The sequence below is a fragment of the Apibacter sp. HY039 genome (genome assembly GCF_004023655.1).
GTDB lineage: Bacteria > Bacteroidota > Bacteroidia > Flavobacteriales > Weeksellaceae > Apibacter > Apibacter raozihei.
This window is the reverse complement of the sequence record NZ_SAYM01000001.1, coordinates 286,045-301,225: the sequence shown is the minus strand read 5'-3', so window position 1 is coordinate 301,225 and position 15,181 is coordinate 286,045. Positions and strand designations below refer to the sequence as shown.

Genomic DNA, 15,181 nt, shown 5'->3' with positions numbered 1-15,181 from the left:
CAATATGTGTATAACTATACCTACCATCTGGGCAATGTACGACTTTCTTTTGCGCAGGAAAACGGAATTTTAAAAAATAAAGAGGAAAACCATTACTATCCGTTCGGCTTAAAACATACCGGTTACAACTCTCAAAGTGAACAGCCATCGTACGTATATAAATACAACGGAAAGGAACTACAGGAAGAGCTTGGGCTCAATGTCTATGACTATGGAGCTCGTAACTACGACCCGGCACTGGGAAGATGGTTTAACTTAGACCCACTCGCGGAGCAATATCGTAGATACTCACCGTATACTTATGCGGTAAACAACCCTATATTCTTCATTGATCCGGATGGGATGAGCATTGATAATGATTATATATTAAAAAAAGATGGTAAAATAGAATTAATCAAAGAAACTAATGATAAATTTGACAGACTCTTTGTAGAAAGTGATATAAAAGCATATGAACAAAATCATTTAGTGATTAATGATCAATCTATTTTATTTGAATTAGCTGAGAAAAAAGCTACTCTTAGAAATGATCAAAATCACGCCATATCAAAAGATGCCAACGAAATGGCTAAATTATATGATTTTTTAATTGATAATACGAATGTAGAATGGAATTTGTCTGGTTGGGAAACCTCTAATGGTATACAGTATAGTATACATACTGATAAAAAGGAAGGAAAAGTAAATTCTCTATTTAACGAAAAAAGGTATGGATTAAGTCAATTTAAATTGAAGAATTTATCATTTACTATACATAACCATGAAGAAACAAATAAACCCTCCATAAGTGAAGATTTTTATGACGATTTTGATGTAGCAAAAAATATATCAAATCAATATTATAAAGATACCGGAAAAACTAATTACCCTAAATTTTATGTCATTCATGAACCAACTCGAAGTTTACATGAATATAATGGATATTCAAAAACTAAAACATTTTCAACTACTAAAATTAAAGGACATATCAACTTAGAAAAAATGGGCAAATGAAAATATCAAAAATCTCTCTTCTTTTTTTTATTTTTTTTCTATCCTGTGAAAATATAAATAGAAAAATACCTTGCATCTCTAATAAATTCTTAGAAAAAGAAATAAAAAACACCATAAAATATAATGAAGAAAACTACCCAAAAGCATCTAAATATTTTTATATATTTACAAATAATAAAAATAATTTATTTATAATAGGATTACCTGATAAGACAATATTAAAACACCCATATTTAGGTTATATTCAATATGAATCAAAAAATATATTTGTAACTAAAAAAAAACGATAGAATATTAGATTTTATAAAAGTTAATTGTTTAAGTTATCATGATATAGAAGAAGATTATATTTCTGGTTACGATGGAAAAGCTTTTGGAAGTATTTATAAAATTACTAATACAAATTCTTTAATTCTGGAACAAAGAGGAGTGTTAGATTTATAATTTCATAACTACATACAAAGGATTTCATTATCCTTGAAAATATATATTATAGAAGAAATTTAACCTGAATATCTACGATTACGGAGCGCGTAACTACGACCCGGATATAGGTCGTTGGTTTAACTTAGACACATTAGCCAAAAAATGAGAAGACACTCGCCGTATAATTATGCGTTTAATAATCCTATTCGGTTTATTGATCCCGACGGGATGATGTCTATAGATGATCGTATTATTCGTTTAGATGAAAATGGGTATGTATCACAAATAGAAATTCAAGAAGGAGAACATATAGTTTTAGATCATAATGGAAATAGACTTGATTTCAATGATAATGCGTTTGATCAAGAACAACTTTTAACGCAATAGCAGAATATGCCCTTACAAAATCTGATTATGAAATAAATTATGGAGATGAACAAGAAGATAGAGTAAGGTTATTCATTCCCCTGAGTAATAAAGAAATGTCTAATATGTTTAATAGTGTAGGAATTGGTAAAATAAAATCAAAAGTTGATAATTACATCAAATGGAAAAATATTCCAGCTTATTTTGGATATGCCTATTTTTTAGGTCATGCGAATTTTGACTTTGCAGATGATTTAGCAGGAATAACACGAAAAGGAGGTAACTATCCCAAAGCGCAAGGTACTTTTCCAAAAGATGGTTTTGGTGGTTTTATTAAATTTCAAAATAGTAATACATTATATAGTGTATATGATGCTGGAAACTTTATGACAGGTTAAGCTTTTCAATTAGTTAATTATAAAATAATAAAAGTTCTTGGAGGCGCTGAAATAAGTAGCATAATGAGATTTGATGGTTCTGACTCAGTTGCCGATCAAAGAGCTGTTACAAATGGATTTAAATATAAAGGAATAACATTATGAAAATATCCTATATAGCCTTTTTAATATTTATTATATGTATTTTTAAATATTATCTAATTAATGTAATGCAAATTATAAATCCCAGAGGGATTTTTCACGCATTGATAAGTCTAATTATTTTCCCATTATCTTTACTAGGATTATATCTCTCAATACGAGAAATATATAAGAGCACCTTTATTTTAAAAAAGATTAACTGGTTAAATATTTTTTTAAATATACCCATAATTATATTTTGCATATATTTTTATATCATAAAATAACTGCATAAATGAATAGTAAAATTTTTATAATTTTTTGCATGCAAGAAAATATATAATTATAAAGAAATTATATGAAGAAAATAAATATAAAATCAATTTTTACATTTGGAATTTTTTGTATAAACATTATATTTTTATTTTATGTTAAGATATTTATTGCTCCAAATACATATTTATCATCAGTAAAAATAGTCTATGTATTTGTTTTATTTCCATTAAATATAATAGGGGGATGTGTTTCTATCTATATTTTATTAAAAAATAATAAAAGTTTAGAAAAAAAATATTTAGATATTGTGCTTAGTCTTCCTTTGTTGATTTATGTATATTATTTTTATATTCTTCCTTTGTTTTAATCTAATTCATATACAGAAGAATAAATGCCTCGCTTTTGCTCTTCCACAAAACGCTAGATACTAATTGTGGACTTTTTTATATTAAATAATCAATTTATAGGAGTATACCTTTTTAGTTTTATAGGCACGCAGGAAAGCATCTAGTAAAACATTGACAATTAATTATTAAATTTAATATTTCTACAAAGCTATGAATACTAAAATGAAGAAGCCAATCTTACAAAGAGAAAAACTCTCTCAAAGTGAACAGCCGTCATACACATATAAATACAACGGAAAAGAACTACAGGAAGAGCTTGGGCTCAATGTCTATGACTACGGAGCGCGTAACTACGACCCGGCTATTGGGCGTTGGTTTACTACCGATCCGCTGGCGGAAATGTTTCCGGGAAGAAGTCCGTATGAATATGTATTTAGTAATCCGGTTAATCTTATTGATCCTACAGGGATGGGACCGGAAAGGGCTGATGATATAATAATAAGGAGAAAAGACACAAGTTACAGGTATGTAGGAAGTGGAAAAGTTCAAACTAAAGTTAATGGTAAGTGGAAGAATTATGATGGAGAAATAAATGATGAATTTGTTTCTGGAACTATAAAAGATTTAGATAAAATATCATCAACGTCAAAAGGAAAAGAACTTGTTAATGATTTGATTAATGTAAATACAGAAACAACAATAAAACAAGTAGATAATGATCCAAATAAATCTTGGCATAATTCTGAGACAAACGAAGTAGGTTTTGATCGTGAAATTAAAGGATTGATAGATGGAGTACAGACTACACCTGAAATTACTTTAGGACATGAATTATATCATGCATGGGATCATCTTATCAGTCAGCAAGGATTGACAGGCTCTAGACATGAACTGGAGTCAGAAGCTACACATTTCGAAAATTATTTAAGATCTAGTTTTGGAAAACCTTTAAGAAAAAATTATACCGGAAATTCTATTAGAGCTAAAAGTAAAGATTATTATTTAAAGAATTATACCCTTCCATTTAAAAAAGGGACTAAATTTATTATACCAGAGGGTAAGTGTAAAGGATGTGATAATATAGCAATTCCTCCAAGAGTTGGAATTATTCCAAATATACCCTCTAAGATAAAAATAAAAAATTAGAAGTAATGAAGTATTTATTAATTGTATTTAGCTTTTTAGTTTTTATTTCTTGTAGTAAGAAAAATATGGTAGTTCTTTTTGATACAAAAACTAGTCATCTTTATGAGGAAGTTAGTATAAAAGAATTAAAAAAAAATTATAACGAATATAATGGTAAGTGGTTGATTGTAACAGATGGATTTATAAATATGGATTATGAATATAGTGTTTTACAACCTCAAATAAGAATGAATATTAATGATGTTAGTGATATATGGGTGTGGTATCCAGATAGGGGATTCAATGATATATTTAAAAGAATAAACAAAAAAAAGGTAATAATAAAAGGTTTTTTTACTACTTCTTCTCGTGGACATTTAGGGTTATACCCAGGGGCGATAAAGGATGTTACTTATATAGCTGTATATGAGTAAATAAGATACATTATTAATAAAACAAATACCCCCGGCGACTTTACAAGTTGTCGGGGTTTTGTAGATAGGTAGTTTATTTGTTTAATATTAATAGCTGGGGGTATAAGGGAGTTATATTATTAAAAAAGGAAGCGTATTTACACCGAATAATTTTTTTTGGTTTTGAAGTCGCGTAGGAAAGCATCGAGCAGGGCGTTAACGATGTTTAGCTGTTCGTTGGGGAGTTGTTGAATCTGCGCGATTTTACTTACAAGTTCTTTATCAAGAATCAACTCCGAGTTGCCCACTAAATAGTCTAGGGACACACCAAATACATCCGCAATCTTATTAGCAATATCCACCGAAGGTACCACCATATCCTTCTCATATTAGGAGATAATTTCCCTGGAACATCCCACTTTTTTAGCCAGTTCAGTTTGGGAGAGGTTACTTTTCTTACGCAACAACATAATATTTTGACTGATAGACTTCATAATAAAAATAATTAAAAGAGAACGATACTACCCGTTTTTAATCAATAAAAGCAAATATAATAAAGAAAAAACAAATAAAGTATTACATAGTCCGGTAATAAGTTTTAGATTTGAGAACTATTTTACCAAAAAATTTAAAAACAAAAAGTTTAGTCAGTAAAAACACAGGTTATGACTATATAAGGAATCAAATCTCAATTGACTCTGCCAAATGTGCTTTATTACTATGGGTTGAAAACGGATAAACAAAACCGTTTGAATTGTCAGTTTCATCAAGATAAAACCCCTAGCATGCAGGTATATTACAAAACACAATCCGCTTACTGTTATAGTTCCAACTGCAAAACGCATGGAAAAAGCATAGATGTAATTGATTTTATCAACTACAAAGAAAGTGTAAGCAAAGCTCAAGCTATCAGAAAAGCAAAAGAAATCATTGGAAAATGAAGGCCGATGAAACAGGTGAAAATCATTCTCAAAGAGCAAAAGGCAGTAACTAATGGGAAATTTATATACAATTGTAATTGATTATAAAGGAGGTACATATACCTCTCAATATTACGCACAGAATATTTCTTTACTTAAAGAGAAATGGATAATGTACGAGCTTATAGCACTTTCCAAAATAGCAGAATTTTCTTCTTATGAAACGAGAATTATCAAAAGGAAGATTACCGATGAAAAAGAAATTAATTTAGAAGGATTACAAAATGTTTGGAATAATGATATTGGTTTTATTAAAAATAATTATTTCTCTATGATTATTATAAAAACTTGTGTAGATAACTAAAAATAAGCCTATGCCTGGTTGTTTTTTACTGGAACATAAACCAAAGCAAAGCACCCCAAAATTTTATCTAAGCAATTACAAATACAACGGAAAGGAACTACAGGACGAGCTTGGGCTCAATGTCTATGACTACGGAGCGCGTAACTACGACCCGACTATAGGTCGTTGGTTTACTATTGACCCACTCAAGGAGTAAATAAAAAAACATTTACCTTATAATCACCTATCTAATAGCCATATCAACTTTATAGATCAGCATAGTATGAGCATTGACAACTGTAACAAATTATAAAGCGATAGATTAATAGCAGAGAATGGTGATATTATTTCAAGGAATAGTTAGTAAAGGGAGATTATTGGGAAAAAGATCTAATGAAGGAAGTACCTACTAGTCGAGTTGTTCCTAATTAATGAGAAATGAAAAGGCTTCAAATTGTTACATATTTGGTAGAACAGAGATAAAATCCCGATAAAGAGTGACAATGTATATCAAAAATTAGGATGAAAAAAAAGATTTTAATATTCTTTTTCTTATTTTTTATTTCCTGTTTAAAAAATAAAAAAGTAGAAGAGCAAAAAATTCCAAAAAGTTACTTTCCAATAAGTAATGGCAATATAGAAGATAGCTTATTTAATGCAGTATTTTCAAAAATTTTAAAAGATGATTTTAGGGAATCTTCATTGTATGAAGCCATGACAGAAAACGAAATTTATAGGATTTCCAAGCTAAGCAATAATTTGTATTCTGAAATAATAAAGATTCAGAATTATAATCATTCTTTAAAGATAGATTTAAAAATATTAGGCATACTTGATACTTGTTATATTATTTCAAATGATAAATTTGATCTTATAAAAAATAATATTAATGATTGTTTACACATTCAAATTGGTAATGAGATAACCAATGATAGTGATATTTGGATAGTTGAAAAGGCATTTAGAACTAATTATCAGTATAATTATAGATGGATTAGGCATGATCAGAAAGATCAACAGAATTTTTATCAGTCTTTAAATAATGTAGATTCTATTGTTGTTAGTAGAGAGATTAGAAATATTATTTATAATAGGATAAAAAATATTACTGATCAGTAAATCTAATGCTTAATAGTTCTAATTTTGTTTACTTAGCTAAAAATAAAACTATTCACATTGATAACGAAGAAACAATAAAAGCATATGAGGGTAAATATAAAAAATAAAATTATTATAATTATTCTTATCTTATTCCCCACCGTAAACTCGTGTGGCGTAATTTCAAACTATAAAAGCGCAGAGTTATACAGCGTATTAGATAATGTTATTGAATCGTCTGATAATTCGCCAAATGACTTTTATATTGAAATTAAAGAATTCAAAAAGTGTCATAAAGATGTATTATATGGAGTTTCCATTAGATATATGATTAATTTAATAAACACAGATAATTACCATACTTATAAATATAAAAATAAAATTATAATTTTTGTATCAAATGAGAAAAATCAAATGAAAAACTTTTTCGATACTTACCTTATAAAGTGTAATTGTGATCTATCTGGATTTCCTAAAGAAGAATGGAGTGAGACTAAAGGATTTCGATATCAGTCTATAGTAAATACAATAGCTTTATTGTATAAAGATTCAATGTTTTATAAAAATGAAGAAATAATACAAAATTTTATGGATCAGGATTGTAAATTTGACTAAACAAAGTATTCATTCTAGTTGAAAAAACATTATAGGTATGAGTAGTCTAAAAGATTACTAATTTGTTTACAAAACAACAATTATTTATAATAGTAAAACAATATTAGATGTTAATGAAGGAAAACACAAGAAATAGAATTATTATTTATTTATTACTATCAATACTATTTATCCCGTGTCAAGCTCAGGAAAGAGCTAAAATTAATGATAAATCAGAAATATATTCTGTGATTGACAAGTATATAAATAACTATTTTTCAAAAAATGAAACAAAGTATTTTGAATATTTAGATATATCTCTTGAAAAACAGTGTAATGATTATTTGATTTTCATGATTAGTATGCGTATTTTAAGATACCCATCAGCCAAACAGTATAAAGTATATAATTATAAGGATAAATTAATTATATATACGATAGACGAAAAAGAAAAGGATAAAAATATACTAAATTTTTTTGACCCTTATTTTGAAAAGTCTAATTTTAATATTAATCAAATACCCAAAGAGGGATATAACAATCGATTTCAATCATTAGTAATAGGTAATGCTTTATTGTATTTAAATAACACATTTTATGGAGATACAGGCATGATACAAAGATATATAGATAAGGATTGTATTAAATAAGTATGCATATTTAATTGGCTCGTATAATATAACAATATTATCATGAATACTAAAAGTTATCCCCAACATGTTAGATGTATTTATTCATAAAACAGAGTAAGTTGTAACGTATATACTCATCCGGGAAAAATGCCTAAAATTGTAATTTTTTTGTACAATTAAATCCAAGAGGTTTTGCTATGTTTAAATTTCCAACAAAAGAAAATAATTATAAGTTTGAAATGGGATTAAATCAGAGAATAGGTGATAGTGGTGCAGCATCGCTGGTACCTAATGCAACATTATTTATTTATGCTCCAGCTCATAATACGACAATTATTTATAATAGTAAAACAATAACTCAAGCATATGAAGGAAAATATAGGAAGTAGTAAAATAATACTTTTAATTTGCACACTCTATCTTTTGGTAGGCTGTGGAACGGAATCCTTCCTCAATAATAAAGATTTAGTGCAAAATACTCTTAACGAATTGATTAAATATAACACAGATAAAATTAAATATATTGAAATTTCACCTAAATTTAAATGTGAAAATAATTTAATTTTTGAATTTACAGCCCATAATATTTCATACTTGGATCCACAAAAAAATATTTTTTTGTGGTATCAATATAAGGAATATATCGTTGTTTATTCTATTAGTAAAAATGCTGATGATGAAACAAAGAAAATCTTTGATAATTATTTCCCAAAGTTTGATTATGATATTTCGGAATTTTATATCAATCCCTATCATGTTATTAATTACGATCCTGTAAGCTTACATCTTTTATACAAAAAGAAGATATTCTATTCCGATAGGAATAAGATCTTAAATTTCTTAGAAAAAGAATGTAAAAATGATGCAGAAACTTATAAATAACTTTTGTTCGCTAACTTTAATAAATACAACGGAAAGGAACTACAGGAAGAGCTTGGACTCAATGTCTATGACTACGGAGCGCGTAACTACGACCCGACTATAGGTCGTTGGTTTGACTTATACCCATTAGCCAAAAAAATGAGAAGACATTTGCCTTATAATTATGCGTTTAATAATTCTATCTACTTTATAAATCTGGACGGAATGCGCCCTTTATGGAGTGATAATCCCTATATAGCTAACCAAACCGAAATGATGGGAGAGAAATCAAGTGAGGCTCCTGTAAAAGGATTATCATATTTTCAAGATGATACCGGTAAATATTTTTGGAATGAAAATAAAAGCGCATATGAACATTATACTATTGAAGATGGATATTCTTATTGTAAGAGGACTTATTCTGCTGATGAATTTAAAGAACCTGTAGATAATTATGAAATTATATTTAATTTGTCAGGCTCGAAACAACCCGATGAATTTAACCCAAAACATACAATAAACTCAATAGCTGTGCACACATTAGGTTTTTTACAAGCTAAAGGAAATCTTGAAGAGATAACAGATCGTCCAGGCTATGCGGTAAAGTATCCAGGAGTTGGGATATTTTCTTCTCCATATATGAATGGAGCATTAACGGCGGGTAATATTATTATAACCAATCCTAATATGGAAGGAGCTAATACTTTAGATCATGAATACGGTCATTATTTAGATTATAAATATAATTTTAAGTATAAAAAATCAGAGTATGTAAAGACAATAGCTGTTCCTAGCTTTATTAGTGCTACTAGGTCTACTTTAAATCCTAAAATTAAGCATCATGATTCTCCGTCAGAAAAAAGAGCAGATATATTGGGTAGAGCATGGACAGGTAATAAATCAATATATAAAAATTAGAAAAAATGAAGTTTTATTATTATTTTATTGTTATTTTTTGTTTATTAAGTTGTGATTTTATAGATGATAAATTATCTATTCAAAATAATACAACATACAAATTCATGGTAAATGTAAAATATTTTAAAAATAAAGAAGACAATCTAGGAGAATTTTGTTCATTAATAGAGGTTAACGAAGAAGAAAAAAAAGTTATAGGGCTTTTAAATCGTCATTGGGAAAATCTTACTAAAAATTCAACTAATGAGAGTTTTATAAAAGTAATTTTAATCTCTAAAAAAAGTATAGATTCCTTAAATCAAGTTTATTATAGTAAGAATATTTCACTAAATAGATATGATTTATTAGATAGTTTATACAATAAAAAAGAATATGATTATAAAGAATATAGTTTAAAGGAATTAGAACACCGAAAATGGCAAATTACCTACCCAGATGAGGGCTTTAAAAATGCAAATCAATAAAAAAACTCTCAAATAATAACACTTTGAATTACAGATAAATCTTGTTATCTCTTTCTGCTTTACTCCACTTTATTAAATAAATCCAACAATTCCAGTTCATCTTTAGGAATAAGGGAGCGAAGGAGTTGGAGGATATTATAAAGATTCCATTTATCGTGTTTGGTGTAGTTAGGGAATAAGATTTATTCCAGCAGGACATTTTGCGTAATTTTACAGAAGGATTTGAGGATGAAGCCTAGGTTTTCTTAATCTTGAATAGATTTAAGTTTTTTTAAAGTAACTATGAATTCATTAATGTTAAGGTTTTCATTGGAAGACTTTTTTTGTGTTGCCTTAGTAAAAAATATTTGGATTAAAAATTAGTCAGGTCGCTGATAACAGATCCTACAGAGTAGAAAAGCCTCAGGACTTTTCAATAATTAGATAAAAAAACGAGTTGCTTATAAATCGTTTTTTACAATTTTAAAATTCTTTCTTTCCAAAGAAGCAATAGGCAGTTTATTGTACCTTTACTATCCTATGAATACTAAAATTTAGAAATCATTTAACCATTCACTAAAAGAATAACTGAAATATTCGCATAAATTATTCCTTACTTCTTTTTTCGTTTTATTATAATAAGATACTCTATACACAACAAAAACAAGAATACAATAATTTCATTTTTTTCTATTCCATATATGTAAAAACATAAAGATATTTGTGTATAAATTAAAAATATTCCTTATCTTCGTTATTTATAGTTTATTATTAATTTTTATATTTTATACATGATGAAAACAAAAAAGCCGAGGGTTCTTTTGAATCTTATTCCCTCTGAAAAAAAGCAAATCATTTCTTTACCAAGGTTTTATTGAAATCTATTACAGAAACAACCTTCGGACTTATGCACCTATCAGCATAAACAGAAAGAAAATGTCTACCTAATGGAAGTAACTGAAAATAGTAGTGTACACACCTCCAATAACATCAATTTCATAACAAAAAATGAAGTTAATGTTTTTATTGTCCGAAAGTTACCTACTACACCTCGTTATTATTGTATACAAATAAACGCAATAAAAAAACACATTGTTAGTTTATGGTAATGATTCTAAACCTCAACCTTTCCTGCACTACTCATTCAAAATATGAAAAATTTGAATGGGGAGAAGCTACTTCCTGCCCCATAGACTATCCGGTAGATGTATATCGGGGAGGATTACAATCAACTGACGGAGGGCTTACTAGTTTATATAGTGGAACTACTACAGGATATTGGGGAGATGCTAATGATGGAATGAGTGACAGTAAAAAAACCGTCACCAACCATCTGCATGTAATTTGGCTTTCTTATGCCGAAGATTGCTTTTATGAAGTAGATACGGACATTGACTACGAAAAGATGGTTAAATTATTTAAACAAGGATATTATACTCCCTCTTCCAGTGTTTCACGTCCAGAACCTTTTAAGAAAAAATATAACCGGATAATTGTTGGCTTTGCTCCCGGAGGCACCGTAGTGGTATGGTTGGCTGGAGTAGGAAGGCAAATTGAAATAGGTAGGTACCAGGAAAAAAAAGCAACCATCCCCCAAGATCAGATCGATCAGTTAGATTATCCAATTAAAAATATCTTTGACCCCGAATACCGGAAAAACATCCTAAAAAATTCCGGAATTGTACCTAAGGTGATACAGGAAGAAAACAAAACCCAACCCATTCCTTTCGGACTTTGGGATTCCTACAGAAAAAAATATAATTGGAAAGCTAGTTTTAAATTACCTGATAATGGAAAAACAAGAGAAATAACTTATTTTTTCTATAATGGAGAAATGGAAATTCTTTTTGGTGAAAGCCATACTATTAAATTTGATATTGACAAAAAGCTAGAGTGGAATTTTTTAATTAGTAGAGCTACTCCAAGCAATATTAAGTTTACTTGGTTAGATCCAAATAATCAGCGATATGTTTGTGCTATAGAATTCAATGAGAAGGAGATTTTCTCTGCTTTTGAAGAGGTTTTTAGGGAACATCCGGAGGGAAAAGCCGAATTAATCATTCGGGTAAATAACGCACAGCATGATGCCTCTATAATACTAAGCGGAAATGGAAAAGAAGTCTGGATTAAAGAAAACAAAATTTAACTACTAATATGGGAAAGACTTTTGTTTATAGTTTCTCAAATATTTTATAAATAAGAATTATGCTACATATAAAAAAATACATCATGAAGTTAGGAGTATTTATAACTCTTACTCTTTCATGCCAAAACAACAACCAAATGAATGAAAAATTTGAATGGGGGGAAACTATTTCTTGTCCCCCCGGATATCCGGTAGATGTATATCGGGGAGGATTACAATCAGTTGACGGAGGATTTACCAGCCTGTATTTAGGTACACATTCAGGTATTGAAGGTTGGGGAAGTGAAGGAAGAAGTATGAGTGACGGTAAAAAAACCGTCCCCAACCATCTGCATGTAATTTGGCTTTCCTATGCCGAAGATTGCTTCTATGAAGTAGATACGGACATTGACTACGAAAAGATGGTTAAATTATTTAAACAAGGATATTATACTCCCTCTTCCAGTGCTTCACGTCCAGAACCTTTTAAGGAAAAATATAACCGGATAATTGTTGGCTTTGCTCCCGGAGGCACTGTAGTGGTATGGTTGGCTGGAGTAGGAAGGCAAATTGAAATAGGTAGTTACCAGGGAAAAAAAGCGACCATCCCCCAAGATCAGATCGATCAGTTAGATTATCCAATTAAAAATATCTTTGACCCCGAATACCGGAAAAACATCCTAAAAAATCCCGGAATCGTACCTAAAGAGATACAGGAAGAAAACAAAACCCAACCCATTCCTTTCGGACTTTGGGATTCCTACAGAAAAAAATATAATTGGAAAGCTAGTTTTAAATTACCTGATAATGGTATATCCAAAAAAATAATTTTTTATTATTATAATGGGGAAAGAGAAATTTTATTTGGACAATCCGAAATAAACAAATATGTTGATATACCATCTGAATTGAAATGGAATAATTTAAAAAAACCACCGATCCCTAAAGAATTAAAAATTAGCTGGTTGAATAATAATATATTGTATGTAGGTGAGATTGCGTTTAACGAAAAAGAAATTTTTTCCGCTTTTGAAGAGGTTTTTAGGGAACATCCGGAAGGAAAAGCCGAATTAATTATTCGGGTAAATAACGCACAGGATGATGCCTCTATACTACTAAGCGGAAATGGAAAAGAAATATGGATTAAAGATTCTGTAATAGAAATATTTGACACTTCAAAATATTAATGATTATGGGGAAAACATTTGTTTATAATACCGGCGAAGCTAAATCTCTTGCAGGCACACTGCAAATCAGCTACGGAATGTTTTTTGACGGAACCCTGAACAACAGAAGAAATACCGAAATACGTAAAAAAGTACACAAAATAGAAGAATATAAAAATCAGGCAGCTACCAAAGAAGAACAAAAAATTTACCAAAAAAAAAGTAAGGAAGACAATAGCTTTGCTAATGATTTCTCCAACGTGGCAAGAAAATCCTTATGCTGTAAAGAATCATACACAATTTACACCGAAGGAATCGGCACCACAGATGAAAAAGGAGACAGTACAGCCGGCTTTGCCTGGGGAAGAGGAGAAACCGGTGTACTGGCCAAAGTGAAGTCCGGCTGTGAGAAGCTAGCTAAAAAAATTAAAGAAAAGAAAGAAAATAACGATAAAGCAAAATATATTTCTATAATTGTCGATATCTTTGGCTTTAGCCGGGGAGCGGCAGCAGCCCGCAATTTTGCTCATAACTTACAGAAAAAAGCCTATACTCCCGAAATTTATTCTATCTATGGAGAATATAATCAGAGTTATCCTATAGACTATAACGGTATACCTATTGATAAATCCTGGTTAAAAGATGGTAAGCTTCCCCCTGGAGGAGATCTGGGAATTGCCCTGCTTAAGGCCGGCTTAGACCGGGAATTGATTGAGGCAATGGAGATAAGGGTCCGTTTTCTGGGAGTATATGATACTGTAGCATCTTATGATCCTTATAACTTAATACCTGACTTTAAAAAATATATTAAAAAACTGCACCTGAATGAACTGGGAGCTCCCCGCAAAGCGGTTCATTTTACCGCCATGGATGAGCATCGGGAAAACTTTTCGCTCACCCCTATGCACATAGGAATAACCAAAGAATTCCCCGGAGTACATAGCGACATCGGAGGTAGTTACAACACAGAAACGGAAATTGTGGAGGAACTAGAAACATCCTGGTCGCTTAAAAGCAAGTTAGAACCCTTCAGGAAAAAGCTTATCTCCGAATACTGGTATAAAGACCAACAGCTGGAATATACCGGAGGATTTTTTTATTGGGCTTTACAAGGAACCCGCGAGCTACAAAAAGAGTACAGTTATATCCCCCTTCATTTTATGGGAACGTACTTTACTGAGACTCTTCTGGCAGAAGCTCCTTCCCTGCTTATTAAATCATTAGAGACAGAATATCCCATACACAATAATTCAACACTGGTTAATGCTAAAGCCTACCTGGAGCCTTATGTGTTTAACAAAGGAGGAAAAAAATGGGAATTCATTAGCGATGAGGAGCTAAAACTCCGGAAATTATTTTCGGATCTTGAAGCAGGAATAAAACAAACGCTGGAAAAGATATCAGAACAAGCAACCGTTGAACCTTCACCGGAAACAGTTCCAGAAGAACCGATTTATAACGGAGCAGATTTAGAAGAGATTATTATAGACGGCATCAACCCTCAGCAACTTTTACGAACTTTGAGGAATGAATACCTGCACTGGTCAGCCAAACGTGAAGGAGTAGGAATGGATCCTAACTCGGACAGAAAACGACAACAATTTTAAATCACCGGAA

Annotated in this window: 20 protein-coding genes; 18 read left to right on the top strand and 2 right to left on the bottom strand. The window is 30.1% G+C overall.

The genetic code is table 11. The features are described from left to right. Positions 1-6 precede the first annotated feature (6 nt). From EQ921_RS14990 to EQ921_RS01425, 5 genes are all read left to right on the top strand, one after another. Positions 7-993: an RHS repeat-associated core domain-containing protein gene (locus EQ921_RS14990; RefSeq protein ID WP_128330295.1), complete on the top strand. Its 987-nt coding sequence runs from the start codon at positions 7-9 to the stop codon at positions 991-993. A gap of 588 nt (positions 994-1,581) precedes the next feature. After that, positions 1,582-1,806, top strand: a complete 225-nt coding sequence (locus EQ921_RS01440; RefSeq protein WP_128330294.1) for a hypothetical protein — start codon at positions 1,582-1,584, stop codon at positions 1,804-1,806. 95 nt (positions 1,807-1,901) lie between these two features. Further along, positions 1,902-2,183, top strand: a complete 282-nt coding sequence (locus tag EQ921_RS01435) for a hypothetical protein (protein WP_128330293.1) — start codon at positions 1,902-1,904, stop codon at positions 2,181-2,183. A 965-nt stretch (positions 2,184-3,148) separates the two neighbouring features. Then, positions 3,149-4,072, top strand: a complete 924-nt coding sequence (locus EQ921_RS01430; protein ID WP_305000472.1) for an RHS repeat-associated core domain-containing protein — start codon at positions 3,149-3,151, stop codon at positions 4,070-4,072. A gap of 5 nt (positions 4,073-4,077) precedes the next feature. Continuing rightward, on the top strand, positions 4,078-4,485 hold the full coding sequence (locus EQ921_RS01425) for a hypothetical protein (RefSeq protein ID WP_128330291.1): 408 nt from the start codon (positions 4,078-4,080) through the stop codon (positions 4,483-4,485). 137 nt (positions 4,486-4,622) lie between these two features. Here the strand turns inward: EQ921_RS01425 and EQ921_RS01420 are convergent, their stop codons facing one another. After that, complete coding sequence (locus EQ921_RS01420) at positions 4,623-4,841, bottom strand: XRE family transcriptional regulator (RefSeq protein ID WP_128330290.1); 219 nt, start codon at positions 4,839-4,841, stop codon at positions 4,623-4,625. Positions 4,842-4,853: 12 nt separating this feature from the next. After that, the gene (locus EQ921_RS01415; protein ID WP_128330289.1) at positions 4,854-4,958 is read right to left on the bottom strand and encodes a helix-turn-helix transcriptional regulator; all 105 of its coding nucleotides are present in this window, start codon (positions 4,956-4,958) and stop codon (positions 4,854-4,856) included. Between the two features lie 213 nt (positions 4,959-5,171). Between EQ921_RS01415 and EQ921_RS01410 the strand changes: the two genes are divergently transcribed. From EQ921_RS01410 to EQ921_RS01350, 13 genes are all read left to right on the top strand, one after another. Continuing rightward, complete coding sequence (locus EQ921_RS01410) at positions 5,172-5,405, top strand: CHC2 zinc finger domain-containing protein (RefSeq protein WP_255424422.1); 234 nt, start codon at positions 5,172-5,174, stop codon at positions 5,403-5,405. Between the two features lie 52 nt (positions 5,406-5,457). Continuing rightward, positions 5,458-5,748, top strand: a complete 291-nt coding sequence (locus tag EQ921_RS01405) for a hypothetical protein (protein WP_128330288.1) — start codon at positions 5,458-5,460, stop codon at positions 5,746-5,748. A 10-nt stretch (positions 5,749-5,758) separates the two neighbouring features. Further along, a complete protein-coding gene (locus tag EQ921_RS14865; RefSeq protein ID WP_255424410.1) occupies positions 5,759-5,944 on the top strand; it encodes an RHS repeat domain-containing protein in 186 nt (61 codons plus the stop codon). A gap of 305 nt (positions 5,945-6,249) precedes the next feature. Next, positions 6,250-6,846: a hypothetical protein gene (locus EQ921_RS01395; RefSeq protein ID WP_128330287.1), complete on the top strand. Its 597-nt coding sequence runs from the start codon at positions 6,250-6,252 to the stop codon at positions 6,844-6,846. An 84-nt stretch (positions 6,847-6,930) separates the two neighbouring features. Beyond that, the gene (locus EQ921_RS01390) at positions 6,931-7,440 is read left to right on the top strand and encodes a hypothetical protein (protein ID WP_128330286.1); all 510 of its coding nucleotides are present in this window, start codon (positions 6,931-6,933) and stop codon (positions 7,438-7,440) included. A gap of 113 nt (positions 7,441-7,553) precedes the next feature. Continuing rightward, positions 7,554-8,069 carry a hypothetical protein gene (locus EQ921_RS01385; protein WP_128330285.1) on the top strand — a complete coding sequence of 172 codons (516 nt, stop codon included), beginning with the start codon at positions 7,554-7,556 and terminating at the stop codon, positions 8,067-8,069. 179 nt (positions 8,070-8,248) lie between these two features. Beyond that, positions 8,249-8,440 (top strand): hypothetical protein, encoded by a 192-nt coding sequence (locus tag EQ921_RS01380; protein ID WP_128330284.1) that lies wholly within the window; start codon positions 8,249-8,251, stop codon positions 8,438-8,440. Beyond that, positions 8,418-8,933: a hypothetical protein gene (locus EQ921_RS01375; RefSeq protein ID WP_128330283.1), complete on the top strand. Its 516-nt coding sequence runs from the start codon at positions 8,418-8,420 to the stop codon at positions 8,931-8,933. The genes EQ921_RS01380 and EQ921_RS01375 overlap by 23 nt, the downstream gene beginning before the upstream one ends. A gap of 3 nt (positions 8,934-8,936) precedes the next feature. Beyond that, entirely contained in the window at positions 8,937-9,830 is an 894-nt protein-coding gene (locus EQ921_RS01370) for an RHS repeat domain-containing protein (RefSeq protein WP_128330282.1), read from the top strand. 5 nt (positions 9,831-9,835) lie between these two features. Beyond that, positions 9,836-10,294 (top strand): hypothetical protein, encoded by a 459-nt coding sequence (locus EQ921_RS01365; protein WP_128330281.1) that lies wholly within the window; start codon positions 9,836-9,838, stop codon positions 10,292-10,294. A gap of 1,087 nt (positions 10,295-11,381) precedes the next feature. Next, positions 11,382-12,419 (top strand): DUF2931 family protein, encoded by a 1,038-nt coding sequence (locus tag EQ921_RS01360; RefSeq protein WP_164875559.1) that lies wholly within the window; start codon positions 11,382-11,384, stop codon positions 12,417-12,419. An 83-nt stretch (positions 12,420-12,502) separates the two neighbouring features. Beyond that, positions 12,503-13,585, top strand: coding sequence for a DUF2931 family protein (locus EQ921_RS01355; protein WP_164875558.1), 1,083 nt, complete (start codon positions 12,503-12,505; stop codon positions 13,583-13,585). 5 nt (positions 13,586-13,590) lie between these two features. Further along, complete coding sequence (locus tag EQ921_RS01350; RefSeq protein ID WP_164875557.1) at positions 13,591-15,171, top strand: DUF2235 domain-containing protein; 1,581 nt, start codon at positions 13,591-13,593, stop codon at positions 15,169-15,171. Positions 15,172-15,181 lie beyond the last annotated feature (10 nt).

Bases quoted from the DNA above. Each gene is read 5' to 3' on its own strand.
- EQ921_RS01440 (WP_128330294.1), top strand. From the start codon at position 1,582: ATGAGAAGACACTCGCCGTATAATTATGCGTTTAATAATCCTATTCGG.
- EQ921_RS01435 (WP_128330293.1), top strand. From the start codon at position 1,902: ATGTCTAATATGTTTAATAGTGTAGGAATTGGTAAAATAAAATCAAAA.
- EQ921_RS01430 (WP_305000472.1), top strand. From the start codon at position 3,149: ATGAAGAAGCCAATCTTACAAAGAGAAAAACTCTCTCAAAGTGAACAG.
- EQ921_RS01425 (WP_128330291.1), top strand. From the start codon at position 4,078: ATGAAGTATTTATTAATTGTATTTAGCTTTTTAGTTTTTATTTCTTGT.
- EQ921_RS01420 (WP_128330290.1), bottom strand. From the start codon at position 4,841: ATGGTGGTACCTTCGGTGGATATTGCTAATAAGATTGCGGATGTATTT.
- EQ921_RS01415 (WP_128330289.1), bottom strand. From the start codon at position 4,958: ATGAAGTCTATCAGTCAAAATATTATGTTGTTGCGTAAGAAAAGTAAC.
- EQ921_RS01405 (WP_128330288.1), top strand. From the start codon at position 5,458: ATGGGAAATTTATATACAATTGTAATTGATTATAAAGGAGGTACATAT.
- EQ921_RS14865 (WP_255424410.1), top strand. From the start codon at position 5,759: ATGCCTGGTTGTTTTTTACTGGAACATAAACCAAAGCAAAGCACCCCA.
- EQ921_RS01395 (WP_128330287.1), top strand. From the start codon at position 6,250: ATGAAAAAAAAGATTTTAATATTCTTTTTCTTATTTTTTATTTCCTGT.
- EQ921_RS01390 (WP_128330286.1), top strand. From the start codon at position 6,931: ATGAGGGTAAATATAAAAAATAAAATTATTATAATTATTCTTATCTTA.
- EQ921_RS01385 (WP_128330285.1), top strand. From the start codon at position 7,554: ATGAAGGAAAACACAAGAAATAGAATTATTATTTATTTATTACTATCA.
- EQ921_RS01380 (WP_128330284.1), top strand. From the start codon at position 8,249: ATGTTTAAATTTCCAACAAAAGAAAATAATTATAAGTTTGAAATGGGA.
- EQ921_RS01375 (WP_128330283.1), top strand. From the start codon at position 8,418: ATGAAGGAAAATATAGGAAGTAGTAAAATAATACTTTTAATTTGCACA.
- EQ921_RS01365 (WP_128330281.1), top strand. From the start codon at position 9,836: ATGAAGTTTTATTATTATTTTATTGTTATTTTTTGTTTATTAAGTTGT.
- EQ921_RS01360 (WP_164875559.1), top strand. From the start codon at position 11,382: ATGATTCTAAACCTCAACCTTTCCTGCACTACTCATTCAAAATATGAA.
- EQ921_RS01355 (WP_164875558.1), top strand. From the start codon at position 12,503: ATGAAGTTAGGAGTATTTATAACTCTTACTCTTTCATGCCAAAACAAC.
- EQ921_RS01350 (WP_164875557.1), top strand. From the start codon at position 13,591: ATGGGGAAAACATTTGTTTATAATACCGGCGAAGCTAAATCTCTTGCA.